The following is a 25,808-nucleotide window of genomic DNA, read 5'->3' as shown; positions in this document are numbered from 1 at the left end:
CTCAATTTCGCTTTGGCAGTAGCGGTTCGGCAGATGGGTTGCAATGTACCGGCACGACGGCGGAACTGGGCCAGCGTCTATGATGTGGTCAGCGGCTGGAACCGGCCCGCCGGCGATGCCGCCAGTTCGGCCCAGTCGATCTCTTCCTCCAGCCGGTGGTAGGCTTCGTCGCCGATCGTGCCGTTGCTGCGCAACTCCTCGAGCGTGTCGCGCTGGCGGTTGATGGCATAGAGGCGCAGCCGGTCGTATTCGGTCGCGGCCTGAGCGTCCTCCGGGTTTTCCGCAATCAGGCGCTGCGCTTCATACTGTTCGCGCACGACGGCGGCGGCCGCAGATGTCTTGCGGCTCAGCACGTCCAGTGCTGCCTGCATGATGGCGACGCGCGCTTGCGCCACCTCATTGTCGACGGTTCTATCGGGGTCGAAGTTGATCCAGCGCAGCAGCGGCTTCAGCGTCATGCCTTGCAGCACCAGCGTGCCCAGCACCACCGCGAAGGCGGCAAGCACGATCGGGTCTCGGCCGGGAAAATCGGCCGGCAGCGCAATGGCGACCACCAGCGTCACCAACCCACGCATGCCGCACCAGCCGACAATGACGGCGCCGCCGAATGTCGGCAATTCCCGCCTTGCCTCTTGGCTGCCGAAGCGGGCAAGCCACCGGATGATCGCGACGTAACTCGCCACCCAGACAAGGCGCGCGACGATAACGACGACCAGCACCGTTGCGGCGAAAAGGAATGCTTCGCCTTGCCCGTCGCCGGCCAGCCTGCCAACGATCGTGCGTGCCTGCAGGCCCATCAGCACGAAAGCCAGCACGTTGAGCACGAACACGGCCGACTCCCAGACCGAATAGGTGCTGACGCGGCGTCTCGCCGACGACTGGCGCGGCGCCCTGCGCGCAATGGTCATGGCATAGACGACGATGGTGATGATGGCGGAAAGGCCCAGCCTGTCGGCGATGATCCACACGGCGAAGGTTCCGGCAAACTGCACCACCGTGCTGCTCGCCGCATCCTCGATGCGGCCGAGCGACAGCAGCGAGACGCGGCCAAACAGATAGCCCGCGATCACACTGCCGATCGTTGCCAGCAGGATCACCGGAACGGCGTTGCTGAGCATGATCGTGCCAAGCGCCGCCGAAACCGCCAGCCGGTAGATCAGCAGCGCCGTGGCATCGTTGAGCAGGCTCTCGCCCTGCAGGATGGCGGTAATGCGGTGCGGTACCTTGAACTGGCTGAGCACGGCGGATGCGGCCACCGCATCCGGTGGCGCGACGATGGCGCCGAGCGCGATTGCCGCCGCGATCGGCAGGCCGGCCATCTTCCAGCCGACCAAGGCAACCACCACGGTGGTGAAGACCACGGCGCCTAGCGCCAGCAGCGCGAGCGACAGCCGGTAGCGCTTGAGGTCGCGCAGCGACGTGTCATAGGCGGCGTCGAGAAGCACCGGCGCGATGAACAGGGCAAGCGCCAGCTCCGGATCGATCTCGATCGTCGGCGCACCGGGTACGAAGGCAATCGCGACGCCGGCCAGAGCCAGCAGGGACGGATAGGGAATTTCCAGCCGCCGCGACAGCGCCGTCAGCGCGACGGCAGCCAGAAGCAGGATGAGGGTAAGTTCGAATAGCGCCATGGCCCATCGTAGCGGCGAAGCGGCATCATGGGCAGTGGCTGGATGGCAAGATGCTGTTGATTATCCAGCACTCGGGGTCCGGCAATGATACGGCCGTTCATCGCGCCAGCTTGAATCGACCGCCTCGGTCGCCCCAGGATGCTGCTTTGCTAGTGCAGCACCAGCATATCGCTCGATGAGAACGATATGTCGGCCTTCTCGCCGACAGCCGGCGGTGGCGTTGCCGGGCTGTTGAAGGTGTCGAGCGACACCGTGTTGCCGCCGATGCCGACGCGAACGCGAATGACCGAGCCGAGGAAGTGCACTTCGGAGATTTCGCCCGACAGGCTTGAATCGCGACCGGGCTGGCGTCCGAGCGAGATCGCCTCGGGACGCAGCGCCAGCGACAGCGTGTCGCCCGACTTCGAGCCGTTGAGCTTGCCCTTGAGCGAGACTTCCTGCGTGTTGACTTGCACCGTGCCGGCCGCGGCGTCAGTGACCTTGCCTTCGAGCACGTTCAGCGTGCCGACGAAGTTGGCGACGAACTTGGTCGCCGGCCGGTTGTAGATCTCGAACGGCGTGCCGACCTGCTCGGCCTTGCCGCCATACATCACCGCGATGCGGTCGGAGATCGACAGCGCCTCTTCCTGGTCATGGGTGACGAAGATGGTGGTGATGCCGAGCTTCTTCTGGATCGAGCGGATTTCCTCGCGCAACGACACACGTACCTTGGCGTCGAGCGCCGACAGCGGCTCGTCGAGCAAAAGCAGCTTCGGCTTCGGCGCGATGGCACGCGCCAGCGCGATGCGCTGCTGCTGGCCGCCGGAGAGCTGGTAGGGATAGCGGTCGGCCATCTGCGGCAGCTTGATGATGTCGAGCATCTCGGCCACGCGTCTGTCGATGTCCGCCTTGGGCATGCCGGCGACCTTCAGGCCAAAGCCGATGTTTTGCGCCACCGTCAGGTTGGGGAACAGCGCATACGCTTGGAACACCATGCCGACATTGCGCTGGTTGGGCTTTAGCCTCGTGATGTCCTTGCCTGCGACGACGATCTTGCCCGCCGACGGCTCTTCGAAACCGGCGACCATGCGCAGCACGGTGGTCTTGCCGCAACCCGATGGCCCAAGGAAGGATACGAACTCGCCCGGCTCGACATCAAGATTGAAATCTTCGACCACGGTGGTGGCGCCGAAGGATTTTCGCACATGCTGGATGGAGAGGAATGGTTCGGCCATGGCTTTTTCTTTCGATCAGTACTTTGTCGATCAGTTCGGGCGGTTCGCCGATCTCGGCGCGAAACGGGACAGGATCTGGATCAGCGACATACAGCCCCAGGTGATGGCGAAGGCGATGATGGCAAGCGCCGCCGGCTCATAGGCGCGGTTGGCGCCAACGTTTTGCAGATAGGGGCCGAAGGCGGGCCGGTTGAGCAAGCTGGCCATGGTGAATTCGCCAATGACGATGGCGAAGGTAAGGAAGGCGCCCGACAGCACGGCGATCAGCACATTGGGCAGGATCACACGACCAATGATCGTGCCCCAACCGGCGCCAAGGATCTGCGCCGCTTCGGTCAGCGTCCTGACGTCGATGGTGCGCAGTCCGGTATCGACCGCGCGATACATGTAGGGCAGCGCCAGCATTGCATAGCCGATGACCAGCAAGGCATTTGTGCCCATGTCGGTCGCCAGGAACGGCAGCGGCGAATTCGAACCGTACATCCTGATATAGCCGAAGACGATGACGATGGCGGGAATGACCAGCGGCAGCAGCGTGATGAACTCTACGATCGGCCGCAGTTGCGGCAGGCGCAGTCGAATCCAGTAGGCGGCGGGCACCACGATCAACACGCCCAGAATGATGGTGAAGATGGCGGCAAGCACTGAGTAGCCAAAGGTCGCCTGAAAACGAGGGTCGCCAAGCACGATCTGATAGGCGTCGAAGGAATAAGCGCCGCGCCGCATGCGCAAGGAAAATTCCACCGTCGCGATCAGCGGAATGAAGAAATAGGCCGCGCCCAGCCCGAAGACGACCCAGGCCCAGAATTTTCCGGACTTCATTTCAGCCACCTCTCCGAGCGCGTCCGGAACCAAATGTAGAAGACATTGGCCAGCCCGGTGATGACGATCATGCCGAAGGCGATCGCATAGCCGAGATGGGCATTGTGCAGCACGTCACCGCGTATCTGCGCATAGAGCAGGATCGGTACGATGTTGAGTGAAGAGCCGGTCAGCGCATAGGCGGTGGCGATGGCGCCGAAGGCATTGGCGAAGAGCAGGATGACCGTGCCGAGGAAACTCGGCCAGATCACCGGGATGACCACCATGCGCCAGTATTGCGTCTGGGTGGCGCCAAGCGTCGCCGCAGCCTCGCCCCACTCCTTCTTCAAGCCGTCGATCGCCGGCGTGATGATGACCACCATTAGGGGAATCTGGAAATAGACATAGGTCAGCGTCAGGCCCCAGAACGATAGGATGTTGAAGCCGTGCGCATAAATGTTGAGGCCGAACACGGTGTTGAGCAGCACCGTGGCGAGACCGAGGCGTCCGAGCGTGGCGATGAAGGCGAAGGCCAGCGGTACGCCGGCGAAATTGGAAGCCACGCCGGAGAATGTCAGCGTCGCCGAACGTATCCACTCCGGCAGGCCGCCGCGCACGATGGCGATGGCGATGCCGAGACCTGCGAAGGCGCCGATCAGCGACGAGGAAAGGCTGACCTTGAGCGAGATCCAGTAGGCGGCGACAATCGATGGCTGCGCCAGTGCTGCTATGTTTTCGAACGTGAATTCGCCGGCATCGTTCTGGAATGCACCCAGCATCAGATAGAGCGTGGGTAGGATCAGGAACATGATGGCGAAGATGAAGAATGGCGCAACGCCGAGCCATTGCGTCGGCAGTCGCATTGCACGCGCCTCGCTGGGGGGCGCGGTCTTCCCGGCAACTGCGTGATCGGAAAGCGAGATATCTGTCATGCGCCGGCTACCGTCTCCGAGGAACACCGGGCGGCCGCGAGGCCGCCCGGTTGGTTTCAAGCCTTACTTGACGTTGGCGCCGACGACGGCATCCCAGTTCTTGGTGACGGCTTCCTTTGCCTTGCCCTGCTCGTCCAGCGTCGGGAACACCGCGGCAGCGTAAGCCTCGGCCGGCGGCAGCTTGGCCATCACGTCCGCCGGGAGCTTGCCGTTCTTGGCAAGATCGTTGAAGCGGATCGGGTGGCAATAGCCCTTCAGCCAGCCGATCTGGCCTTCGTCGGAGTAGAGATACTCCAGCCAGAGCTTGGCAGCGTTCGGATGCGGTGCGAAAGCACTGATCGCCTGCACATAGACGCCGGCAACGACACCGGTCTTGGGCACGACGACGTCGACGGGCGGATTGCCCTTCAGCGTGTCGCGACCGGCAAGTGCATTGTAATCCCAGGTCACCAGGATCGGCGTCTGGCCTTGTGCCAGGGTCGCCGGTTTGCCGATGACCGGCACGAAATTGCCGGCGGCGTTAAGCTTCTTGAAGAAGTCGAGACCAGCAGTGCCAGCAGCTTCGCCGGCAGCCGCACCACCGGAAATGCCGGCCGCGTAGACGGCCTGGATGGCCTGGTTCGAGGCGCGCGGGTCGCCGGCAAGCGCCACGGTGTTGGCGAATTCCGGCTTCAGCAGGTCAGCCCAGTCAGCAGGCGCTTCCTTGACGAGGTCCTTGTTCACCAGGAAGGATAGCACGCCATAGTAGTCGCCGGTCCAGTAACCATCGGCATCCTTGGCGCTGTCGGGGATCGAGTCCCAGGTCGACACTTTGTAGGGCTGGATCAGGCCGTCAGCCTTGGCGGTCGGGCCGAAGGACAGGCCAACGTCGATGACGTCGGGCGCCTGCGGGCCCTTGTTGTCCTTGTTGGCCTTGATCGCCTCGACCTCGTCGCCGGAGCCGGCATCGGGGTTGAGTTCGTTGATGGTGATCTCAGGATACTTTGCCTTGAAGCCGTCGATGACGGCGCCGTAGCCGCACCAGTCATGCGGCAGCGCGATGGTCGTGAGCTGGCCTTCCTTCTTCGCAGCGGCAACCAGTTCATCCATGGGCTGGGCCGACGAGATAGCAGAGGTCGCCATGAGGGCGACGGCCGAAAGGGAAAGCACTTTCCCTGTGAACTTGAACATGTGTTCTCTCCGTTGAACTGGCGTCCTGGACGCCTGCGATGCGGTATCGGTTTCATATGACAGCCAGATGAAAGCTTTTTGAAACTGGCCCCCGGCGGTACGAAAAGTTAACTCTTTTTAACCGGCTGTAGCAATTAGCCTCTACTTAATTTCCCGGCTAATGGTTTATTGCCTTGCTTTTTGCCCCCTTGCCCTTCCTTTCCCTTCGTTTTTAGATCACGTCCGGCGCAGAAACCGCCTCAGACAGTGCCGGCGATAGTGTTCTCGAGCAGCGTCAGCGCCGCCTTTTTGGTCAGCCTGACCGGGTTGCCGCCGGCGGTCGGATCGACCACCGCCATGTCGGCGATCAGCCCTTTGCGCTTCTTGTTCATGTCGAGCCCCTTGATCAGATCGGGCAGCGCATGCGGCACCTTCAATTCCTTGCGCAGCTTGATGATCGCTTTGGCAAAGCCGTCGAAGCCACCCTTGATGCCGCAATAGGCAGCGAGCCGGGCAATCCGCTCCTCGATGGAGTCGCGATTGAAGGCCAAGACATAGGGCATGAACACCGCATTCGTCATGCCGTGATGGGTGTCGTAGAGCGCGCCGATCGGATGCGACAGCGAGTGGATGGCGCCAAGACCCTTCTGGAAGGCGGCAGCACCCATGGCGGCCGCACTCATCATGTGGGCGCGCGCGACAAGGTCCTTGCCGTTGGCGTAGGCCTTGGGCAGGTTCTCGAACACCAGGCGCACACCTTCCACCGCAATGCCGTCGGCCATCGGGTGATAGCCCGGCGCGCAATAGGCTTCGAGGCAATGTGCCAGCGCATCCATACCGGTGCCGGCGGTGATGAAGCCGGGCATGCCGACCGACAGTTCCGGATCGGCAATGACGATTGCCGGCAAAAGCTTCGGATGGAAGATCACCTTCTTAGTGTGCGTCGCCTCATTGGTGATGACGCCGGCACGCCCGACTTCCGAGCCTGTGCCGGCAGTGGTCGGCACGGCTATGATCGGCGCGATGGCATCCGAATTGGCGCGCGTCCACCAGTCGCCGACATCCTCAAAGTCCCAGATCGGCCGCGTCTGGCCAGCCTGGAACGCGATCAGCTTGCCGAGATCGAGCGCTGAACCGCCGCCGAAGGCGATGACGCCGTCATGCTTGCCCTTCTTGAACACGGCGATCCCGGCGGTGAGGTTGGAATCGACCGGGTTCGGCTTCACCTCGGAGAACACGCCATAGGATACCTTGGCGTCGTCGAGGATTTTCAGCGTCGAAGCGACGACCGGCAGTTTCGCCAACCCCGGATCGGTGACGAAAAGCGGCCGCTTAATGCCGGTGGCCGCGAGCACCTCAGGCAGTTCCTTGATGCGCCCGGCACCGAAGCGGACGGTGGTCGGGTAGTTCCATTTGGAGATCAGCTTGGACATGTCTTGTCTTTCAAAAAATCAGATGGCTTCGCGCAGATGGAAGGATTTCGGCCGGGTCAGATTGTCGTAGCCGAGCGCCGAAAGGGCGACGCCTTTGCCGGTGTCCTTGACGCCGGTCCAGACCAGCGCCGGATCGAGGTAGTCGCAGCGGTTCATGAACACGGTGCCGGTCTCGACGCGGTCGCCGATCGCCACCGCATGCTCGATATCGTCGGTCCAGATCGAAGCGGTCAGCCCGTAGGGGCTGTCGTTCATCAGCGCGATCGCCTCCTCGTCGTTGCGCACCTTCATGATGCCGACGATCGGGCCAAAACTTTCCTCGCGCATGACGCTCATCTGGTGGTCGACGCCGGTCAGCTCCGGCGCCAGATAGGGCGAGCCGGCCTTGTCGTTAGCCACCTTCATATTGATGTGTGCGATTGCACCCTTGCGCAGCGCCTCGGCCTTCTGCTCGCGGATCAGGTCGGCAAAGCGCGCCTGCGCCATCGGCCCCATTGTCGTCGCCTGTTCCAGCGGATTGCCGACGACATAATTCTTCGTCTCGGCGATGAAACCTTCGACGAACTGGTCGTAGACCTTCTCATGCACATAGACGCGCTCGATGCCGCAGCAGCACTGGCCGGAATTGTAGAAGGCGCCGTCGACCAGATTGGCCACCGCATGGTCGAGCTTGGCGTCGGGCAGCACATAGGCCGGATCCTTGCCGCCGAGTTCGAGCCCGAGCGTCATGAAGGTGCCGGCCGCCGCCCTCTCGATGGCGCGGCCGCCGCCGACCGAACCGGTGAAATTGACATGGTCGATCTTGCCCGAGCCGAGCAGCTTCTCGGTCTGGGCATGGTTCAGCACGACATTCTGGAACACGCCCTTGGGCAGCCCAACCTTGTCGAACGCCTGCTGGAACCGTTCGCCGACCAGCAGCGTCTGCGCCGCATGTTTGAGGATAACAGTATTGCCGGCCGTCAGTGCCGGCACGATGGTGTTGACGGCGGTCAGATAGGGATAGTTCCACGGCGCGATCACCATGACGACGCCGAGCGGATCCTTCTTCACATAGCGTCGGAAGCCGTCCTTCGGGTTGGATGCCGGCACGGATTTCAGCGCGGCTTCAGCGATCTCGACCATGTAATTGGTGCGTTCCCTGACGCCGCCGAACTCGCCGCCATAGCGCACCGGTCGCCCCATCTGCCAGGCGATCTCCGGCACGATCTCGTCGGTCATCGCGACCAGCGCTTCGAGCATCGCCAGCATAAATTTGCCGCGCTCGACGATCGGCGTCAGCGCCCACTTCTCCTGCGCCGCCTTGGCGCGCTCGACCGCGGCATTGATCGCCTGGTCGGTCGCGATCGGCCGCTCGGCGTAAATCGAACCATCGATGGGCGATTTCAGTTTTACGGTTTCCAAAGGATACTCCAAGTTAGCAGGCTAGGGTGCGCAGATGGCCGTTGCGGCCATAGCGAAGGATGGGCTCGTCACGCGTCACCAAAACCATGTCCAACGCTCTCGCACTTGCCATCAGTATCCGATCCATGGGATCACCATGGGGCGGACCGGGCAGGTTGGATGACGCAATCAGAATGGCTGGTGAGATAGCGCTGAGCTTTGCCGACATTCGCTCGATGAATCTCTCCACGAAGTCGAGTGGCGCCAATGGCAGATTGAGCCGGCCCTTGGCTACGCCAATTCCGATCTCCCATGCCGACATCGGCGAAAGATACAGACGGCCGTCATAGGCCGCCTCCGAAATCTCCCGGCTTGCGTGCGGATCGATCAGACTATCGTTGGCGACAAAGATCATCGCACATGTATCCAGAAGCAGGTTTGGCCCTTCGCTCATTTACGCACCGCAAGTTTGCCGTCGCGCGCGTCAGCCTCACCGCCCAGATAGCCCCGGTCCCATGGCTCGTCATCGAAAGGTTTGGTGATATCAAATCCGGCTTCGATTGTTATCAGGCCCTTCATGAAACCAAAACCGGGGTGGCGATCCGCGCGCGCCTCCTTTGGCGCGGCAGGCACGCTACCACTGGGCGGCGTCGAAATGGGCACTTTGCGAACGCGGCGAAATACCAGTTTCCCACTCCCTATATTGACGGATTCGGTCTCGAACCCAGCCTCAAGCCACTCCCTTGTCATGGGATTGTTGCTCGGATTGTTGCTCCACCATGCAGGGTATCGCTTCGATGCGGGCAGCGGCAGATTGAGCACTCTCTCGATTTCGGCGAATGACATCGGAACGCGATCGACATTTTGGGCAATGAGAAAGTCCTTGAGCGGCGCATATTTGGACATTGCAAACTCCTCAATGTAGCGCACTGCAGTTTACAGGTACCATATGGTACTAACTTCACTACAGTGTCAACATTAAAGCTGTATAAAGTTTAATACCGCTCGAACCCCCTGTGCAGTTCCCAATCCGTAATGCGGCGGTCGTATTCGAATTGCTCCCACTTTGCGGTGTGGACATAATGTTCGAGCACATCGTCGCCGAGCGCCTGCTTCAGCATCTTCGACTTGGCCAGCGTCTCGGTGGCGTCGCGCAGCGTCTTCGGGATCTCCGGCAGGCGCGAGGCCTGGTAGGCATCGCCGACGAACGGCTTCTGCAGTTCGAGCTTCTCGTCGATGCCGGCAAGGCCGGCGGCGATCAGCGCCGCGAAAGCGAGATAGGGGTTCAGGTCGGCGCCGCCGATGCGGCATTCCATGCGGATGCCCTTGGTGCCCTCACCGCACAGGCGGAAGCCGGCGGTGCGGTTGTCCTCGCTCCACATGATCTTGGTCGGTGCGAAGGTGCCGGCCTGGAAGCGCTTGTAGGAGTTGATGTAGGGCGCCAGGAACCAGGTAAACTCCCTGGCATATTTCAGTTGCCCAGCCGCCCATTGCTGGCCAAGCGTGGACAAAGTCCAGTCCGCCTTCTTGTCGAAGAACAATGGCGTGTTGCCATCGGCGCTCCACAGCGAATTGTGGATGTGGCTGGAATTACCGGCGAGCCCGTAATTGTATTTCGACATGAAGGAAATCGACTTGCCTTCGGACTCGGCAATCTCCTTGGCGCCGTTCTTCAGGATGACGTGGCGGTCCGCCATGTCGAGCGCCTCGGCATAGCGCACATTGATCTCTTCCTGGCCCGGGCCCCATTCGCCCTTGGAGTTTTCGATCGGAATGCCCGCCGCTTCCATCTCGTTGCGAAGCCGGCGCATGACGCCTTCTTCCTTGGTGGTGATGCCGATCTGGTAGTCGCCGATATAGGGCGACGCGGTGTCGAGCCCCTGCCAGTGCTTCTTGCGGGCGGAATCGTAGGTCTCGTTGAACAGGTAGAATTCGAGCTCGGAGGCGAAGTAGCCGATATAGCCGCGTTCGGTGAGCCGCTTGACCTGCTTTTTCAGCATCGCGCGCGGCGAATGCGGAAGGTCGTCATGGGTGTGGTGGTCGAGCACGTCGCAGATCACCAGCGCGGTCTTTTCCAGCCACGGAATCCGCCGCAGCGTGGCAAGGTCCGGCTTCATGACGAAGTCGCCATAGCCCTTCGACCAGCTTGCCGCCTTGTAGCCCGGCACCGGCTCCATATCGATGTCGGCGGCGAGCAGATAGTTGCAGCCATGCGTCTCGTCGTGAGCAGAATCCACAAAGTACTGCGCCAGGAAACGCTTTCCCGCGAGCCGCCCCTGCATGTCGACGATGCAGGCCAGCACCGTGTCGATCTCGCCATTGGAGACCGCTTTCTTCAACTGATCGAACGAGAAATTTCCGGCCATTCCTTTGGCACTCCAGTGCTTGGTCGTTGAGGACGAAACCATAGCCGGCTGCACGCCGGCCATGGCCATGATGGTGACGTCAGTGGCCGGTTTCGCCGACAGCCTGTTCGGCAGCCTTGATCGCTGCCTGACGCGCCGCGATGATATCGCCCAGCGGCGGACCCTGGAAGCGATTACGCTCGAAGGCGAACCAGACAATCGCCGTCAGGATGAAGAAGCCGACGGTGATGTACAGCGCCCAGTCGTTCGGCGGCTGGATGCCGATGATGAAGATCAGGATCATCGACACTATGGAAAGGACCCCGAACAGCATGAAGATGCCACGGCCCAGGTTCCACGGTCCCATCTTGTCCCACTTCGGCGTGCCCCAGGCCAGCATGCCGAGCACGATCGGCACGGTGAAGGACAGGAACAGGAAGATGACGGTGCAGGACACGACGATGGTGTAGGCCGAAGTACCGGCGACCGAAACCAGCGTCGAACCCCAGACGAACAGCACCGACAGGACCGACGCCGTCCAGATCGCCGCCACCGGCGTGCGATAGGTCGGGCTGACCTTGGCCAGTGCCGACGAGCCCGGCAAGCCGCCGTCACGCGAGAAGGCAAAGATCATGCGCGAAGCCGAGGTGACGGTTGCGAGGCCGCACAACAGCTGGGCGATGAACACGACGAGGTAGACGAACTCCTTGAGGCCGGGACTGACGCGCTGGTCGAAGGCCCAGAAGAACACGTTCCAACCCTGCTTGGCGGCGTCGTCCATGTTGGGGATCATCAGCACGAAGGCGGCCAGGAACAAATAGCCGAAGACCGCCGACCAGATAACCGACATCACCATCGCACGCGGCACCGATGAGGCCGCCTTGATGGTTTCCTCGGAAGTGTGTGCCGAAGCATCGTAGCCGGTGATGGTGTAGATCGGCAGCAGAAGGCCGAGAGCGAACACCCAGGCGTTCGAGACGGACGGCCAGACGCTGGCGCCGGCCTCACCCGAGTAGTTGTGGAAGGTGAAGAGCCGGCTGAAATCCCAGGTCTCGGCGGAGAACAGGCAGACGACAGCAATCAGGATCGAGCCGAAGAAGATCAGGTAACCCGAAAAGTCGGTCAACTTCGCAGTCAGCTTGATGCCGAGATGGTTGATCAGCGCTTGGGCGCCGGTGATGATGACCAGGAAGATCATCTGATTGGTCAGCGTACCCTCGATGCCGAGCGTCGGCCCGAAGGCGCCGATGAAGAACGTCCAGGTGCCGACATTGATGGCGCCGAGCACGGTGATCAGGCCGAGCAGGTTGAGCCAGGCCGTCACCCAGCCGGTGCCGCGATTGCCGAGGATCGAACCCCAGTGATAGAGGCCGCCGGCCGTCGGATAGGCCGAGCTGATCTGCGACATGGCGACCGCGAAGGTCAGCGAGACGAAGCAGCCGACCAGCCAGCCGATGCCGATGCCGATGCCACCGGCGCCCGACGTTGCCTGCGCCAGCGAATTGATGCCGCCCGACAGGATGCAGATGATGGAGAAGGAAACGGCGAAGTTGGAGAAGCGGCTTAGCCGCCGCTCAAGTTCCTGGGCGTAGCCCATGGAATGGAGGTGCTTTACGTCTTCCGCCTTGTCTGTGTCTGAATAACCCGGTGCTGCCATTGTAGTCCCCTTTGCGTTCTTGCTGGCCGGCCCTGCCCCGGTCGGCTTGCGCCGGCCGGAGCATCTAGTCTTTGCTGTTAGCCTGCCGTCTGGCCGACGGCTGCTTCCGCGGCCGCGATCTCGGAAGCGCGGCGAGCAATGTCGGCGCCGATCGGCGGGCCCTTGAAGCGGCGCGATTCGATGCCGAACCACAGCACCACGAGCAGAACGATCAGGCCGATGGCATAGTTGATCAGGATGTCGAAGGGCGGCTGGATGCCGGCATACATCAGCACCAGAACGCCAAGCACCGTGATGACGGCGAACGGCTTGGACCAGATGCCGAGGCGGAACGGGCCGAATTCGGTCCAGCTCTTGCCCTCGGCAAGCAGGCCGGCGGCCACGGGCATGGCGTAGGACACGTAGAGGAACAATGCACAGCCGGCCGCCAGTGCGGCAAAAGCCGGCGAGTACAATGTCGCTGCGACCGCGAGCACCGCTCCGAGCCAGATCGCCGCCACCGGCGTGCGCCATGTCGGGCTGACGGTTTTCCACACCGACGAACCGGGCAGGCCGCCGTCACGCGCGAAGGCAAAGATCATGCGCGAGGTCGACGTCAGTCCGGCAAGAGCGCAGATGAAGTTCGCCAGCACGATCGCGATGGCAATGATGCTCTTCAGCAGGAATGGTGCCGGCAGGTTGTTGAAGAGATTGAACCAAGCATTGGCGCCATCCTTGGCCGTCGCTGCCAGATCGGGGCTGGCCAGTACGAACGAAACGGCCATGACGAAGCCGAACACCAGCGACCACAGGACCGAATGGATCATGCCGCGCGGCACCGCCACGCGGGCATTGTGGGTCTCTTCGGACGTGTGGGCCGAAGCGTCGAAGCCAGTGATGGTGTAGAGTGGGTAGAGCAGGCCGATCAGGAAGGCGACGAGTGCCGTCCGTGCGGTCGGAACGTAGCCTGCGCCTGGATCACCGGTGTTGTTGACGAAGGTGGTGAGCCGCGAGAAATCCCAGCTTGCGCCCCAGATCAGGAACATCGCGGTCAACACGACGGCGACGACCAGAATGAGGTAGCCCGAGAAATCCGTCAGCATGGTGGTGAGCCTGATACCGAAATGGTTGATCAGCGCCTGCGCGACCGTGATGATCACAACGCCGATCACCTGCTCCTGATAGCCCCACGCGGATACGTCGTGACCGAACACGCCGGACCAGACAAGGTCCTTGAACAGCGCATAAACGCCGACATTGACCGAGGCGACGACGAAGACCAGGCCGAGCAGGTTGATCCAGGCCGTGGCCCAGCCCCAGCCGCGCCCGCCGAGAATTGACGACCAGTGGTAGAGACCGCCGGCCGTTGGGTAGGCCGAGCCGATCTGGCCAAGGGACGCGGCAACGACAAGTGCAAAGACGCCGCCGATGACCCAGCCGACAGTCGCCTCGAAGCCGCTGCCGGTCGCCATGGCCAGCGGGAAGGACGTGATGCCGCCCGCCAGAATGCAAATGATCGAAAAGGAAATAGCGAAGTTCGAGAAGCCGCTCATGCGGCGAGCCAACTCCTGGGCATAGCCCATGCTATGGAGGGTTTTTACATCCTCCGATCTTTCAGCGTCTGATTTGTCCGGTCCTGCCATTTTCGTCCCCTGTTTTTCTAGCTGGCCGATTGAACTGACTTTCCCACTGCGTGTCGCCGGGAACCCTTGGCCTCCTCGGGTTCCAGGTCAGAAAAAATGCCTGTGAGCAGATCCGCCCATTTCCGCTGCCCGGTCTCGCCGGAAATCTCGTCGTTGCGGATTTCGATCATTGCGCAGGAAAGGCCGCGCGAGCGTGCATGGCGCTCCAAAGTGAAATAGACGCGGTCGGCCGGCGAATAGGGCTCGTTGATGCCGACAGTGACGCCGGAGAGCCGCTGCAGCGCCGCTATCAGCGGCGACGCCAGCCGGCGGTCGTCATCATGGATGATGCCGATATGCCAGGGCCGGTTCTTGCCCTTGTAGACCGGCGTGAAGGAATGCACCGACACCAGCCGGGTGTCCTGCCCACGCGCCTGCCGGTCGTCGATGATCGATGCGATCGTGTCGTGGAACGGCCGCCACGACAAAGCGATGCGCTCGGCGCGCTCACTGTCCGACAGGCCGGCATTGCCCGGAATGGCCGTCGTCTCGCTGACCGGCGGCACCAGGTCCGGTGCCTCGAGCGGACGGTTGCAGTCGATTATCAGGCGCGAGATGCGGGTTTCGATGAGCGTCGCATCGAGGGCGGTCGCGATGCGGCGCGCCACCGGCAGCGCGCCGGGGTCCCAGGCGATGTGGCGGGAGAGGTCCTCGGCCGGCAGGCCAAGCGTGCCGAATTCGGACGGCAGGAAGTTGGAAGCGTGGTCGCAGGTCAGCACGAAAGGGCTGGACCCGCCGGGGTTCGTCACCCCTACGGTATCAGACGATGCAAGGCTGGCGGGCCGTGCTCTCTCCATAGTCTGCCGTCCCCTGGGGAGCGCTGTATCTTATGTTACGTATTTTGCCTCATTGCGTCCCTGTGGATGATTTCATACAGTTTGTCCCGCTTTGTCAAACGCGATTTCGGGGAAGCGGTCTGGACGGGCTCAGGGGTGGGGAAAACGATGATTTCCAGCATTGCCGAACTGATTTCGGACCGCATCGGCACGATGCCGGCCGGCGAGCGCCGCGCCGCGCAGACACTGATTGCCAACTATCCGCTGATCGGGCTGAAGACGGTCGCCGAGTTCTCGACCGCCGCCGGCGTATCGTCGCCGACAATCCTGCGCTTTGTCTCGAGGCTAGGGTTCCAGAACTATCCCGAGTTCCAGTCGGCGCTGCAGGACGAACTGGCGGCGCAATTGCAGTCGCCGGCATCGCGCACGCTCAATCCGGCCTCGCCAGGCAGCAGTGCCGTGTCGCCAATGCTGGAGGCGACGCTGGACAATATGCGCGAGACCTTCAGGCATCTCTCCGACAGGCAGCTTGCCGACATCGCCGCAAGGCTCGCCGAACGCCGCGGCAAGACATTCCTGATCGGCGGCCGCTTCACCGATCCGTTGGCGCGCTACATGGCCGCCCACCTCGCCATCATCCAGCCCGACGTTTATCACCTCGCCGGCCAGGAGAGCATCTGGCGCGACCGGCTGATCGACATGGGCAAGCGCGACGTGCTGGTGATCTTCGACATCAGGCGCTACCAGGACAGTCTGGTCCGCTTTGCCCAGACCGCGCATCAGCGCGGCGTGCAGATCGTGCTGTTCACCGACCAGTGGCTATCGCCGATCGCCCGCTTCGCCCGCCATGTCATTGCCGGACGCACCGCCGTGCCTTCGGCGTGGGACTCTTCCGCCGCTCTGTTCGTTGTCGCCGAGACCCTGATCGGCGCCGTCACCAGGCAGCTCGAGGCCGACAGCGCCAGGCGCATCCGCGACCTGGAAAGCCTGCGCTGACACGCTCAATCCCGGCCGCAGGTGCGCAAAATTACGCAGATTTAATGTGCATGGAAGCGGCAGAATTGCCATAAAGCCATGATATTGCGGCGGCTTCGCACATACCGGGTGCGTCGCTGCGCGTTTTTTTGCTTGGTGAAACCGGTAGACGTTTTGCCAACCGGAGTGTCGATGGTCGCCTGGAAACAGATCGTTTTTGCGCTTGTGATCCTGGTCGCGGCTGTCCTCGCCTGGGCGAGATTCTTCCCGGGCGCGCCGGAGGTTCTGGCACGCTGGGGCATCGACTGGACCTATGCTTCGGCGCCCGCCACAACCGGTGCGGTCGACACGACAAAACAGGCAGGCGGCCGCAACGCTGCCGGCCGCCCGGCAAATGTCGTCGCCTTGCCTGCGGCCACCGCCACCATCAACGATCGCCTGCAGGCGATCGGCACCGGCCGCGCCAACGCCACGGTGACGGTCAACCCGTACAGCTCCGGCCGGCTGGTTGAATTCCTCGTCCAGTCCGGCACCCGCGTCGACAAGGGGCAGATCATCGCTGTTCTCGATTCCGAGACCGAGGTGATCTCGCAAGATCGTGCCAAGCTCGCCTTGCAGGATGCCCATGACAAGCTCGAGCGGGTGAAATCATTGAGGGCCTCCAACGCCGCGACTCCGGTCGCCGTCGCCGATGCCCAAGTGGTGCTAGCCGGCGCCAAACTGGCGCTGCAGGATGCCGAACTCGCCTTGCAGCGTCGTTCGATCGTCGCCCCTATCGCCGGCACGGTCGGCATCCTGCCGATATCGGCCGGCAATTACGTCACCAGCCAGTCGGCGATCGCCACGCTTGACGACCGCTCCTCCATCCTGGTCGATTTCCTGGTGCCCGAGCGCTTCGCCGCCGCCGTCAAGGTCGGCGCGCAACTGTCGGCGACGCCGATCGCCAATCCGAGCAAGGCCTATACCGGCACCGTGTCGGCCATCGACAACCACATCGACGAAAAGAGCCGCACCCTGCTGGTCAAGGCTGCAATCGCCAATCCGGCGGATTCGCTGCGCGCCGGCATGTCATTCGGCATCACCATGCGCTTCCCCGGCGACACCTATCCGGCCGTCAGCCCGCTGGCGATCCTGTGGGGTTCCGACGGCGCCTATGTCTGGCAGGTCGAGGACGGCAAGGCCAGGCGCGTTCCCGTGCGCATCATCCAGCGCAACACCGAGACGGTGCTGATCGACGCCGAGATCGAGGATGGCGACATGGTTGTGACCGAGGGCACCCAGAGCGTCAGCGAAGGCGGCGCGGTCCGCATCGCCGGCCAGGATCAGCGCGCCGCGGACGCCGCCGAAGGCTCATGACCGCGCCTGTCAGCACCGCCAGCGAAACCGGCTTCACCGCCCTCTTCATCCGCAGGCCGGTCATGGCCTTCGTGCTGAACACGCTGATCGCAGTGGCCGGCCTTGCCGCTTTCTACGGCGTCGAAATCCGCGAACTGCCCGACGTCGATCGCGCCGTGGTCACCGTGTCGACGGCCTTCGAGGGCGCCGCCGCCGAAACCGTGGACCGTGAACTGACCGACACCATCGAGGGTGCGGTCGCGCGCGTATCCGGCGTCAAGTCGATCTCGTCGACCTCGTCCTTCGGCCAGAGCCGCGTCACCATCGAGTTCAACGACGGCGTCGATTTGAACGTCGCCGCTTCCGACGTGCGCGACGCGGTCGGCCGTGTCGCCAACATGATACCGGAGACCGCCGATCCGCCGCGCATCGTCAAGGCCGATGCCAATTCCGATGCCGTGATGCGACTGGCCGTCACCTCCGACACCATGTCGGTGCAGGACATGACGGTGATTGTCCAGGACCAGATCGAGGACGAACTGGCTGCCGTGCCTGGCGTCGCCGACGTTCAGGTCTATGGCGACCGCGACAAGATCTTCCGCATCGATGTCGACCAGAACAAGCTCGCCAGCCTCGGCTTCACTGTGGCCGATCTGAGGGCAGCGCTTGCCTCGGTCGCTTTCGATTCACCAGCCGGTTCGATCACCACCACCAACCAGGATCTCATCGTCCGCACCACGGCCGATGTGACGACGCCGGAAGAATTCGAAAACATCATCATCGGCGGCACGACGCGCATCCGCGACGTCGCCACCGTCACGCTCGGTCCCGACATCGGCCAGACCTCGTTGCGCTCCGACGGCAAGACCGGCATTGGCCTTGGCATCATCCGCCAGGCGGAATCGAACACGCTGGATATTTCCACCGGAGTGAAGGCAGCCGTCGCCAAGCTGCAGGAAAACCTGCCCAAGGGCATGTCGATCAAGATCACCAGCGACGACGCCGTCTTCGTCAACGGCGCCGTGCACGAGGTCGAGATCGCGCTCGGCCTGTCGATCTCCATGGTGCTGATCGTCATCTACATCTTCCTGCTCGACTGGCGCGCGACGCTGATCCCCGGTCTCTCAATGCCGGTCGCCATGATTGGCACCATCGCCGCCATCTATCTCGCCGGCTTCTCCATCAACATCCTGACGCTTCTGGCGCTGGTGCTGGCGACCGGCCTTGTCGTCGACGACGCCATAGTCGTTCTGGAAAACATCGTGCGACGGCGCAACGAAGGCATGGGGCCTCGTGCCGCCGCCGTGCTCGGCGCCCAGGAAGTGTTCTTCGCCGTCATCGCCACGACGCTGACGCTCGTTGCCGTTTTCGTGCCGATCTCCTTCCTGCCGGGACAGACCGGCGGCCTGTTTCGCGAATTCGGCTTCGTCCTCGCCATGTCGGTGCTGCTCTCCTGCGTGGTGGCGCTGACGCTGTGCCCGATGCTGGCCTCGCGCATGTTGACCGGCGCATCGCTCCACCATGAAGGCGGTCACGGCATTGGCGCGCGCGTCGGTGGCGCGCTGAACGCGGCCTACAAGCGCGCCCTGCATGCCTGCCTCGGCGCGCCGTGGATCGTGCTGCTGGTTGCGGTGCTGTTTGCGGGCGTCGCCTTCAGCCTGTTCGGCACCATCCGCCAGGAACTGACGCCGAGCGAGGACCGCGCCGTCGTGCTGTTGCGCATCAACGCGCCGCAAGGCGTCAGCCTCGATTACACCACGCAGCAGATGCAGAAGATCGAGCGGCTGATCCAGCCGCTGCGCGATTCCGGCGAGATCGTCTCGACCTTCGAAAACGCCGGCCAGAACGGCGCCTACAATTCCGGCTTCATGGTGATGACGCTGGCGCCGTGGGACGAGCGCACGCGCAGCCAGCAGGAGATCATGGCGCAGATAAGCCAGCTGACCCGGCAGGTGCCATCCGTGCGCATCTTCCCGGTGCAGGCCAATAGCCTCGGCATTCGCGGCGCCGGCAACGGCCTGCAATTCGCGCTGGTCGGCAACGACCGCAAGGCGCTCGGCGACGCGGCGGTGAAGATCATCGCCCGGATGCAGGCCGATCCGCGCTTCCAGACGCCGCGGCTTTCCATCGACCCGACGCAGCCGCAGCTGGCGGTGGCCATCGACCGCGAGCGCGCCTCCGATCTCGGCATCGACATATCGGGTCTCGCCAACACCTTGCAGGCGATGCTCGACGGCAACGATGTCGTCGATGTCTACATCGCCGACCGCAGCTATGGCGTGAAGCTGGTCTCGACCACCAACCCGATCAATGATCCGACCGATCTGGAAAACATCTTCCTGAAGACCGCCGACGGCCGCTTCGTGCCAATGTCGACCATCGCCACGCTGACCGAGCGCGCCGTGCCGCCGTCGCTGACCCGCGAACAGCAGCAGCCTTCGGTGGCGATCACCTCGAACCTGAACGGCAATTTCGCACTGGGTGACGCGCTCGGCGTTGCCGAGCAGATCGCCGCCCCGCTGCTGCCGCCGGGCAGCCGCGTCCTGCCGCTGGCCGAAGCCGCGACGCTCGGCGAGACCAACAGCGCCATGATCACCATTTTCGGCTTCGCGCTGGTCATCATCCTCCTGGTGCTCGCCGCCCAGTTCGAAAGCTTCGTCAGCGCCGTCATCATCATGGCGACGGTCCCCCTCGGCCTTGCCTGCGCAATCTTTGCGCTGCTTTTGTCAGGCACCAGCCTCAATGCCTACAGCCAGATTGGCCTCGTGCTTCTGGTCGGCGTCATGGCCAAGAACGGCATCCTCATCGTCGAATTCGCCAACCAACTGCGCGACCGCGGCCTCGGCGTGCGCCAGGCGATCGAGCAGGCCTCGATCATCCGCCTGCGGCCGGTGATGATGACGATGATCTGCACCATCCTCGGCGGGGTCCCGCTGGTGCTGGCCGCCGGCGCCGGTGCCGAAGCGCGCATCGCGCTCGGCTGGGTCATCGTCGGCGGGCTGGGTCTCGCCACCGTCTCGACGCTGTTCCTGACCCCGGTCGCCTACCTCCTGCTCGGCCGCTTCGTCACGCCGAAGGCGCATGAGGAAGCGAGGCTGAAGCGGGAGCTTGAGGAAGCGGCGTACGCCAATGTCGAGCCGGCGGAGTAGCTCCGCTTACCCTCCCCCTTGTGGGGAGGGTCGGACCGCAGGTCCGGGGTGGGGTGCAGCGCCAACTAACGTCGGTGCAGCGCTCCCGCGAATAACAGAGGTAGGAGCCAAGACCCCCACCCCGACGAAAGAGCAAAATTGCTCTTTCGTCGACCCTCCCCACAAGGGGGAGGGTAGAAAGTCACGGCCTAATAAACACCTTCCCGTTCGGCTTGGCCAGCTCCGCCGGGGCCTTCGCCATCGCCTCATCCAGCGGTAGCACCGCCGTCACGTCGGTTGACCAGCGCCCATCCGAAAAGCGCTTCTGTGCTTCCATGATCGCCGGGCCGCGCTTGTCGCGGAACTGGCGCATCCATTCGACCAGCCAGAAGCCTTCAATGTGCTTGTGTTGGAAGATCATCTGGCCGGGCTCACGGATGACAGTGGTGTCCGGATCGAGCCGTCCATAGATGATCCAGCGCGAGCGCTTCGGCATGGCGTCGAAGATCGCCGAGGCCAGCGGCCCGGTCACGGCATCGAGGAAGATGCGCGGCTGCTCGGCCTTGACCACATCGCGTAGTGCTGCCTTGAAATCCGGCGCCTTCTCGTTGAGCACATGGGCAGCCCCGATCTCCTTCAACAGCGGAATCTGCTCGTCGCGGCGCACGGTGACGATCGGCCGGAACCCAGCCTCCTTGGCGAGACCCGCGATCAGCTTGCAAAGCTGGCTAGCGCCGGCGGTCATGATGAAGGCTTTTTCGCCCGTCTCCTTGACGATGTCGAACATGGCGAGCGCCGTGAGCGGGTTGACGATCATCGCCGCGCCATCCTCGTCGCGGACCGTGTCGAGCAGCGGAATGCAGCCGGCAGCTTCGGCAACTGCATAGTCCGCCCACGCACCCCAATTGGTGACGCCTGTGGTGAAGGCGATGCGCTTGCCGATCAGGCTTTTCGCATAGGGCTCGTCGCCGCTGGCAACGACCGTGCCGACACCCTCGAAGCCGGCCGGCTGGCCCTTGGCGCGCGGCTGACCGTACTGGCCCTTGATGAACATGACGTCGGACGGGTTGATCGAGGCGAGGCTGACCTTGATCAGAACCTGGCTCGGTCCGGGCGTCGGCACGCCGATGCTGCCAAGCTTGAGATACGGCTCCATCGCCTCCAGCGCACTGCCGGAGGGCGTCCTGGTGTAGCCGTCGCCGGTCAGCAGCAGTGCTTTCATGTCTGAGGGGATCGCCATGGCGGGGCTCCTTACAGTTTGAGGATGAGCTTGCCGGATGCGCCACGGCCAAGCACGCGCGTCACCACGGCGGCGGCATCGGCCAGCGGATAAGTGCCTTCGATGGCCGGCCGAACCTTGCCGGCGAGATGCCAGCCGACCAGCTCCTTCAGATTGTCGGCATGGACGAGCTGGTCGAGCGGCGCGAAATCGCGGGCGATGAGGGTTTTCATCCACTCAGACCCTTTCCTGCGTGTATTTCCTGAGCTCCGTGCGCGCCACCTGCCGGCGGTGCACGGCGTCCGGCCCGTCGGCGAGGCGCAGGGTTCGCAGATGCGTCCATGAGCGTGCCAGCGGCGTGTCCTGGCTGATGCCTTGCGCGCCGAACATCTGCACTGCCTCGTCGGTGACCTTGAGCGCGACGCGCGGTGCGATGACCTTGATCTGGCTGATCCAGGGCGCGGCTGCGCGCGCATCGCCCTGGTCGATCATCCACGCCGCCTTGAGGCAGAGCAGCCGCGCCATCTCGATCTCCATGCGGCACTCCGCGATGATGTCGAAATTGGCGCCGAGCTTGGCCAATGGCTGGCCGAAGGCCTCGCGGCGCACCGAGCGCTGGCACAGCAGCTCCAGCGCCATTTCGGCCTGGCCGATGGCGCGCATGCAATGGTGGATGCGGCCGGGGCCAAGCCGCCCCTGGGCGATCTCGAACCCCCTGCCCTCGCCGAGGATCAGGTTTCCGGCCGTCACCCGCACATTGTCGAAGCGAAGATGCATGTGGCCATGCGGCGCGTCGTCGTCGCCATAAACCTGCATCGGCCGCAGCTTGGTCACGCCCTTGGTACCGGACGGCACCAGGATCATCGAATGGCGGCGGTGCTGCGGCTCGGCTTCGCCGCCGGTCCGAACCATGACAATGTAGATGGCGCAGCGCGGGTCCCCGGCCCCCGACGCCCACCATTTCTCGCCGTTGAGTGCATAGTCGTCGCCTCGCCGTTCGCAGCGCATGGCGATGTTGGTGGCGTCGGAGGAAGCGACGTCCGGCTCGGTCATCAGATAGGCCGAGCGCATTTTCCCCTCGAGCAGCGGCGCCAGCCATGCCTGCTTGTGATCCTCCGAGCCATAGCGCTCCAGCACCTCCATATTGCCGGTGTCGGGCGCCGAGCAGTTGAAGGTCTCGGCGCCGAGATGCGCCTTGCCCATCTCCTCGGCGAGATAGGCATATTCAACGGTCGAGAGCCCGTAGCCGCGCTCGGACCCGGTCAGCCAGAAATTCCACAGACCGCGCTCCTTGGCCGTCTTCTTCAACCCTTCGAGGATCTCGGTCTGCCGCGCGGTGTAGACCCAGCGGTCGCCGCCCTTGCCGACCTCGCTCAAAAACTCATGATCGAGCGGCATGATCTCATCGCGCACCATGGTGGCGACGCGGGCGTGGATCGGCTTCAGCCGCTCGGTCATGCCGAGATTCATGTCCGCCATCGGTCTCCAACCCTTTCACGCATCTGGGGCACTTTACCCGTGGCAAGGATGACCGTACTTCGGGTAGCCTTGTCAACGCGAGCCCTTTCGCCCCAGACCGTGAGCAGAGAGGCGCGGAGGAATTGCGATGAGCTATCTGGAAGAACTGTTCTCAGTCGCCGGCAAGACAGCGCTGGTGACGGGAGCCGCGACCGGCATCGGCCGCATGGTGGCGACCGCTTTGGTCCAAGCCGGCGCTACCGTGATGATCGCCTCGCGCAAGGGCGAGGATTGCATCAAGGTCGCCGCTGAGTTGAACGGGCTCGGCGGCTCCGGCAGTGCCGAAGGTTTCGCCGGTGACGTCTCGAGCGAAGCAGGCATTGCCGCGCTGGTCAGCGAGGTCAAGGCGCGCACCGAGAAGCTGCACATCCTCGTCAACAATGCCGGCATATCCTGGGGCGCCTCGCTGGAGGATTTTCCCTATAGCGGCTGGGCCAAGGTGTTCGCCGTCAACGTCACCGCCGTCTTTCATCTGACGCGCGAATTGCTGCCGCTGCTGGAAGCCGCGGCCAGCGATGCCGATCCGGCTCGCGTCGTCAATCTGGGCTCGGTGATGGGCACGCAGCCGCTGGCCGACGACGCCTATTCCTACACCGCGTCCAAGGGCGCCGTTCACCACCTGACGCGCACGCTGGCGATCGAACTCGCGGCGCGGCGCATCACCGTCAACGCCTTCGCGCCCGGTCCCTTCCAGAGCCGGATGACCGCCTTTGCCACCGGCACCGACGAAAAGGCCAGACATGTCGGCAGCCATGTGCCGATCGGACGTATCGGCGTGGCGGATGACATCGGCGGCGCAACGCTCTATTTGTGCAGCCGTGCCGGTTCCTATGTCACCGGCGCCATCCTGCCGATCGACGGCGGGCAGTCGGTGCAGCATGGGCTGACATTGTTCAAGGAATGAGCCGCGGTCGGCGGCAAGGGGAGGACACCGCAGTGGAACCGATCAGTCTCGATGTGCTTCTGGCCAGCGTCGGCAAGGAAGTCGGCGTCTCGCCATGGCGCGAGGTCACACAGACCATGATCGACCAGTTCGCCGACGCCACCGACGACCACCAGTTCATCCATTGCGACCCCGAGCGCGCCAGGCTGGAGACGCCGTTCGGCGGCACCATCGCGCATGGCTTTCTGTCGCTGTCGCTGCTGTCGGCCATGACCTTCGAGACCATGCCGCCGCTGGAAAAGGGCAAGATGGGAGTCAATCACGGCTTCGATTCGCTGCGCTTCCTGGCGCCGGTGAAGACCGGCGCGCGCATCCGCACCCGCTTCGTGCTGGCCGACGTCAAGGTCAGGCCGTCGGGCTGGGTGCAGACGGCGCATGACGTGACCATCGAGATCGAAGGCTCGAAGAAGCCGGCGCTGACGGCGCGCTGGCTGACGCTGACGCTGATCGAGCGTGAGCCGGAGACCGCATGAGCGACGCCAATACGCTCGACCAGACAGCGCTAGCCCCTTACCTCGAGGCGCACATCCCTGGTTTTGCACGGCTTTCCGCAATCGAAAAATTCAAATCCGGCCAGTCGAACCCGACCTATCTGCTGACCGCGGCCAGCGGCCGCTATGTCCTGCGCGCCAAGCCGCCGGGCCAGTTGCTGAAATCGGCGCATCAGGTCGACCGCGAATTCACGGTCATGAAGGCGCTGGCCGGCACCGCCGTGCCGGTGCCGGCGATGCTGCATCTGTCGGCGGAGGCGACGCCGATCGGCCGCATGTTCTACGTCATGGATTTTCTCGACGGCCGCATCTTCTGGGATCCGGCAGTGCCGGAGGCCGCTGGCAACGATGAGCGCGCCGCCCTCTACGATGCTATGAACGCCACGCTGGCGGCCCTGCACGATGTCGATGTCGAGGCGGTCGGGCTCGGCGATTTCGGCAAACCCGGCAATTACTTCGAACGCCAGCTGGCACGCTGGACCAGCCAGTACCGCGCCTCGGAGACCGGCACGGTCGCCGACATGGACCTGCTGATCGCGTGGCTGGAGACGCATATGCCGGCCGATGACGGCCGAAAATCCCTCGTGCATGGCGACTACCGGCTGGACAACATGATCTTCGCAGCCAGCGAGCCGAAAGTGCTGGCGGTGCTCGACTGGGAACTGTCGACACTCGGCGATCCCTTCGCCGACATCGCCTATCAATGCATGCAATGGCGCCTGCCGCACGCCTCGGGCTTTCGCGGTCTTGGCGGCGTCGACCGCGCCGCCCTCGGCCTGCCCTTGGAGGAAGCCTATGTCGCGGCGTATTGCCGTCGGCGCGGGCTGGCCGGCATCGACAATTGGAGCTTCTTCCTCGCATTCTCCTTCTTCCGCTTGGCGGCCATCTGTCAGGGCGTCTACAAGCGGGCGCTGGACGGCAACGCCTCCAATCCCGAAAAGGCCAAGACCTATGGTCAAGCGGTGAAGCTGCTGTCGCACCTTGCCGCCAAGCTGATCGACCGAACCTGACTCTACAATGAGATATTGTGGTCGGCGCGATTTGATGACAGATCGGATCAGTTCCGTTCCCCGACCGGGGAGCAAGCCCATACGGAGGTGGTGGCAACCGGCCTGGAAACAGGACGCAAACCGATCACCGTCTGTAGAAAAAGCATGATGCCGAAAGTGTGAAGCGGTTTCGGACGACATCATGCTCTATCAATTTGTTTAGACCCGGAT

At 63.3% G+C, this 25,808-nt stretch carries 22 protein-coding genes; 6 read left to right on the top strand and 16 right to left on the bottom strand.

Going from position 1 to position 25,808, the window contains the following annotated elements:
- Positions 1–77: 77 nt before the first annotated feature.
- The 13 genes from NL532_RS09260 to NL532_RS09200 all read right to left on the bottom strand — a co-directional run bounded on the left by NL532_RS09260 (position 78) and on the right by NL532_RS09200 (position 15,000).
- Positions 78–1,631 (bottom strand): cation:proton antiporter, encoded by a 1,554-nt coding sequence (locus NL532_RS09260; RefSeq protein ID WP_023695635.1) that lies wholly within the window; start codon positions 1,629–1,631, stop codon positions 78–80.
- A gap of 149 nt (positions 1,632–1,780) precedes the next feature.
- Entirely contained in the window at positions 1,781–2,845 is a 1,065-nt protein-coding gene (locus tag NL532_RS09255) for an ABC transporter ATP-binding protein (RefSeq protein ID WP_023686439.1), read from the bottom strand.
- 30 nt (positions 2,846–2,875) lie between these two features.
- A complete protein-coding gene (locus NL532_RS09250; RefSeq protein ID WP_023671171.1) occupies positions 2,876–3,667 on the bottom strand; it encodes an ABC transporter permease in 792 nt (263 codons plus the stop codon).
- Positions 3,664–4,578, bottom strand: a complete 915-nt coding sequence (locus NL532_RS09245; RefSeq protein ID WP_023671170.1) for an ABC transporter permease — start codon at positions 4,576–4,578, stop codon at positions 3,664–3,666. The genes NL532_RS09250 and NL532_RS09245 overlap by 4 nt, the downstream gene beginning before the upstream one ends.
- 63 nt (positions 4,579–4,641) lie before the next feature.
- A complete protein-coding gene (locus NL532_RS09240) occupies positions 4,642–5,748 on the bottom strand; it encodes an ABC transporter substrate-binding protein (protein WP_023828242.1) in 1,107 nt (368 codons plus the stop codon).
- A 239-nt stretch (positions 5,749–5,987) separates the two neighbouring features.
- Complete coding sequence (locus tag NL532_RS09235; protein ID WP_023828243.1) at positions 5,988–7,160, bottom strand: iron-containing alcohol dehydrogenase; 1,173 nt, start codon at positions 7,158–7,160, stop codon at positions 5,988–5,990.
- Positions 7,161–7,178: 18 nt separating this feature from the next.
- Entirely contained in the window at positions 7,179–8,561 is a 1,383-nt protein-coding gene (locus NL532_RS09230; protein ID WP_023828244.1) for an aldehyde dehydrogenase family protein, read from the bottom strand.
- A 13-nt stretch (positions 8,562–8,574) separates the two neighbouring features.
- The gene (locus NL532_RS09225) at positions 8,575–8,994 is read right to left on the bottom strand and encodes a type II toxin-antitoxin system VapC family toxin (protein ID WP_023804693.1); all 420 of its coding nucleotides are present in this window, start codon (positions 8,992–8,994) and stop codon (positions 8,575–8,577) included.
- Positions 8,991–9,446 carry a DUF7662 domain-containing protein gene (locus NL532_RS09220; RefSeq protein WP_023828245.1) on the bottom strand — a complete coding sequence of 152 codons (456 nt, stop codon included), beginning with the start codon at positions 9,444–9,446 and terminating at the stop codon, positions 8,991–8,993. Before NL532_RS09220 ends, NL532_RS09225 begins: the two co-directional genes overlap by 4 nt.
- Positions 9,447–9,535: 89 nt before the next feature.
- The gene (locus tag NL532_RS09215) at positions 9,536–10,906 is read right to left on the bottom strand and encodes a glutamine synthetase family protein (protein WP_023740939.1); all 1,371 of its coding nucleotides are present in this window, start codon (positions 10,904–10,906) and stop codon (positions 9,536–9,538) included.
- A 79-nt stretch (positions 10,907–10,985) separates the two neighbouring features.
- Complete coding sequence (locus NL532_RS09210) at positions 10,986–12,542, bottom strand: amino acid permease (RefSeq protein ID WP_023671163.1); 1,557 nt, start codon at positions 12,540–12,542, stop codon at positions 10,986–10,988.
- Between the two features lie 77 nt (positions 12,543–12,619).
- On the bottom strand, positions 12,620–14,164 hold the full coding sequence (locus NL532_RS09205; RefSeq protein ID WP_023686444.1) for an amino acid permease: 1,545 nt from the start codon (positions 14,162–14,164) through the stop codon (positions 12,620–12,622).
- Between the two features lie 17 nt (positions 14,165–14,181).
- Positions 14,182–15,000, bottom strand: coding sequence for an N-formylglutamate amidohydrolase (locus NL532_RS09200; RefSeq protein ID WP_023828246.1), 819 nt, complete (start codon positions 14,998–15,000; stop codon positions 14,182–14,184).
- A gap of 147 nt (positions 15,001–15,147) precedes the next feature.
- Here NL532_RS09200 and NL532_RS09195 point away from each other — a divergent pair, with 147 nt between their 5' ends.
- The 3 genes from NL532_RS09195 (at position 15,148) to NL532_RS09185 (ending at position 20,438) form a co-directional block, all read left to right on the top strand.
- The gene (locus NL532_RS09195) at positions 15,148–15,975 is read left to right on the top strand and encodes a MurR/RpiR family transcriptional regulator (protein WP_023828247.1); all 828 of its coding nucleotides are present in this window, start codon (positions 15,148–15,150) and stop codon (positions 15,973–15,975) included.
- Positions 15,976–16,146: 171 nt separating this feature from the next.
- On the top strand, positions 16,147–17,310 hold the full coding sequence (locus tag NL532_RS09190; protein ID WP_023828248.1) for an efflux RND transporter periplasmic adaptor subunit: 1,164 nt from the start codon (positions 16,147–16,149) through the stop codon (positions 17,308–17,310).
- The gene (locus tag NL532_RS09185; RefSeq protein ID WP_023828249.1) at positions 17,307–20,438 is read left to right on the top strand and encodes an efflux RND transporter permease subunit; all 3,132 of its coding nucleotides are present in this window, start codon (positions 17,307–17,309) and stop codon (positions 20,436–20,438) included. The genes NL532_RS09190 and NL532_RS09185 overlap by 4 nt, the downstream gene beginning before the upstream one ends.
- A 181-nt stretch (positions 20,439–20,619) precedes the next feature.
- Here NL532_RS09185 and NL532_RS09180 read toward each other — a convergent pair whose 3' ends face one another.
- From NL532_RS09180 to NL532_RS09170, 3 genes are read right to left on the bottom strand one after another with little or no spacing between them, the layout of a single operon-like run.
- Positions 20,620–21,657, bottom strand: a complete 1,038-nt coding sequence (locus tag NL532_RS09180; RefSeq protein WP_023691846.1) for a zinc-binding dehydrogenase — start codon at positions 21,655–21,657, stop codon at positions 20,620–20,622.
- An 11-nt stretch (positions 21,658–21,668) separates the two neighbouring features.
- The gene (locus tag NL532_RS09175) at positions 21,669–21,971 is read right to left on the bottom strand and encodes a zinc-binding dehydrogenase (RefSeq protein WP_081730910.1); all 303 of its coding nucleotides are present in this window, start codon (positions 21,969–21,971) and stop codon (positions 21,669–21,671) included.
- Complete coding sequence (locus NL532_RS09170) at positions 21,874–23,115, bottom strand: acyl-CoA dehydrogenase family protein (RefSeq protein WP_023828250.1); 1,242 nt, start codon at positions 23,113–23,115, stop codon at positions 21,874–21,876. The genes NL532_RS09175 and NL532_RS09170 overlap by 98 nt, the downstream gene beginning before the upstream one ends.
- 127 nt (positions 23,116–23,242) lie before the next feature.
- Between NL532_RS09170 and NL532_RS09165 the strand changes: the two genes are divergently transcribed.
- From NL532_RS09165 to NL532_RS09155, 3 genes are read left to right on the top strand one after another with little or no spacing between them, the layout of a single operon-like run.
- Positions 23,243–24,058 carry an SDR family oxidoreductase gene (locus NL532_RS09165; RefSeq protein WP_023828251.1) on the top strand — a complete coding sequence of 272 codons (816 nt, stop codon included), beginning with the start codon at positions 23,243–23,245 and terminating at the stop codon, positions 24,056–24,058.
- The gene (locus NL532_RS09160) at positions 24,055–24,570 is read left to right on the top strand and encodes a MaoC family dehydratase (RefSeq protein WP_280799695.1); all 516 of its coding nucleotides are present in this window, start codon (positions 24,055–24,057) and stop codon (positions 24,568–24,570) included. Before NL532_RS09165 ends, NL532_RS09160 begins: the two co-directional genes overlap by 4 nt.
- A complete protein-coding gene (locus NL532_RS09155; RefSeq protein WP_023828253.1) occupies positions 24,567–25,598 on the top strand; it encodes a phosphotransferase in 1,032 nt (343 codons plus the stop codon). The genes NL532_RS09160 and NL532_RS09155 overlap by 4 nt, the downstream gene beginning before the upstream one ends.
- The last annotated feature ends 210 nt before the right edge of the window (positions 25,599–25,808 follow it).

This window comes from Mesorhizobium sp. C120A, assembly GCF_030323105.1.
Classification (GTDB): domain Bacteria; phylum Pseudomonadota; class Alphaproteobacteria; order Rhizobiales; family Rhizobiaceae; genus Mesorhizobium.
This window is presented reverse-complemented; position numbering and strand designations above follow the sequence as displayed.

Bases quoted from the DNA above. Each gene is read 5' to 3' on its own strand.
- NL532_RS09215 (WP_023740939.1), bottom strand. From the start codon at position 10,906: ATGGCCGGAAATTTCTCGTTCGATCAGTTGAAGAAAGCGGTCTCCAAT.
- NL532_RS09200 (WP_023828246.1), bottom strand. From the start codon at position 15,000: ATGGAGAGAGCACGGCCCGCCAGCCTTGCATCGTCTGATACCGTAGGG.
- NL532_RS09255 (WP_023686439.1), bottom strand. From the start codon at position 2,845: ATGGCCGAACCATTCCTCTCCATCCAGCATGTGCGAAAATCCTTCGGC.
- NL532_RS09235 (WP_023828243.1), bottom strand. From the start codon at position 7,160: ATGTCCAAGCTGATCTCCAAATGGAACTACCCGACCACCGTCCGCTTC.
- NL532_RS09250 (WP_023671171.1), bottom strand. From the start codon at position 3,667: ATGAAGTCCGGAAAATTCTGGGCCTGGGTCGTCTTCGGGCTGGGCGCG.
- NL532_RS09245 (WP_023671170.1), bottom strand. From the start codon at position 4,578: ATGACAGATATCTCGCTTTCCGATCACGCAGTTGCCGGGAAGACCGCG.
- NL532_RS09225 (WP_023804693.1), bottom strand. From the start codon at position 8,994: ATGAGCGAAGGGCCAAACCTGCTTCTGGATACATGTGCGATGATCTTT.
- NL532_RS09180 (WP_023691846.1), bottom strand. From the start codon at position 21,657: ATGGCGATCCCCTCAGACATGAAAGCACTGCTGCTGACCGGCGACGGC.
- NL532_RS09155 (WP_023828253.1), top strand. From the start codon at position 24,567: ATGAGCGACGCCAATACGCTCGACCAGACAGCGCTAGCCCCTTACCTC.
- NL532_RS09165 (WP_023828251.1), top strand. From the start codon at position 23,243: ATGAGCTATCTGGAAGAACTGTTCTCAGTCGCCGGCAAGACAGCGCTG.
- NL532_RS09205 (WP_023686444.1), bottom strand. From the start codon at position 14,164: ATGGCAGGACCGGACAAATCAGACGCTGAAAGATCGGAGGATGTAAAA.
- NL532_RS09240 (WP_023828242.1), bottom strand. From the start codon at position 5,748: ATGTTCAAGTTCACAGGGAAAGTGCTTTCCCTTTCGGCCGTCGCCCTC.
- NL532_RS09210 (WP_023671163.1), bottom strand. From the start codon at position 12,542: ATGGCAGCACCGGGTTATTCAGACACAGACAAGGCGGAAGACGTAAAG.
- NL532_RS09185 (WP_023828249.1), top strand. From the start codon at position 17,307: ATGACCGCGCCTGTCAGCACCGCCAGCGAAACCGGCTTCACCGCCCTC.
- NL532_RS09160 (WP_280799695.1), top strand. From the start codon at position 24,055: ATGAGCCGCGGTCGGCGGCAAGGGGAGGACACCGCAGTGGAACCGATC.
- NL532_RS09260 (WP_023695635.1), bottom strand. From the start codon at position 1,631: ATGGCGCTATTCGAACTTACCCTCATCCTGCTTCTGGCTGCCGTCGCG.
- NL532_RS09190 (WP_023828248.1), top strand. From the start codon at position 16,147: ATGGTCGCCTGGAAACAGATCGTTTTTGCGCTTGTGATCCTGGTCGCG.
- NL532_RS09170 (WP_023828250.1), bottom strand. From the start codon at position 23,115: ATGGCGGACATGAATCTCGGCATGACCGAGCGGCTGAAGCCGATCCAC.
- NL532_RS09220 (WP_023828245.1), bottom strand. From the start codon at position 9,446: ATGTCCAAATATGCGCCGCTCAAGGACTTTCTCATTGCCCAAAATGTC.
- NL532_RS09195 (WP_023828247.1), top strand. From the start codon at position 15,148: ATGATTTCCAGCATTGCCGAACTGATTTCGGACCGCATCGGCACGATG.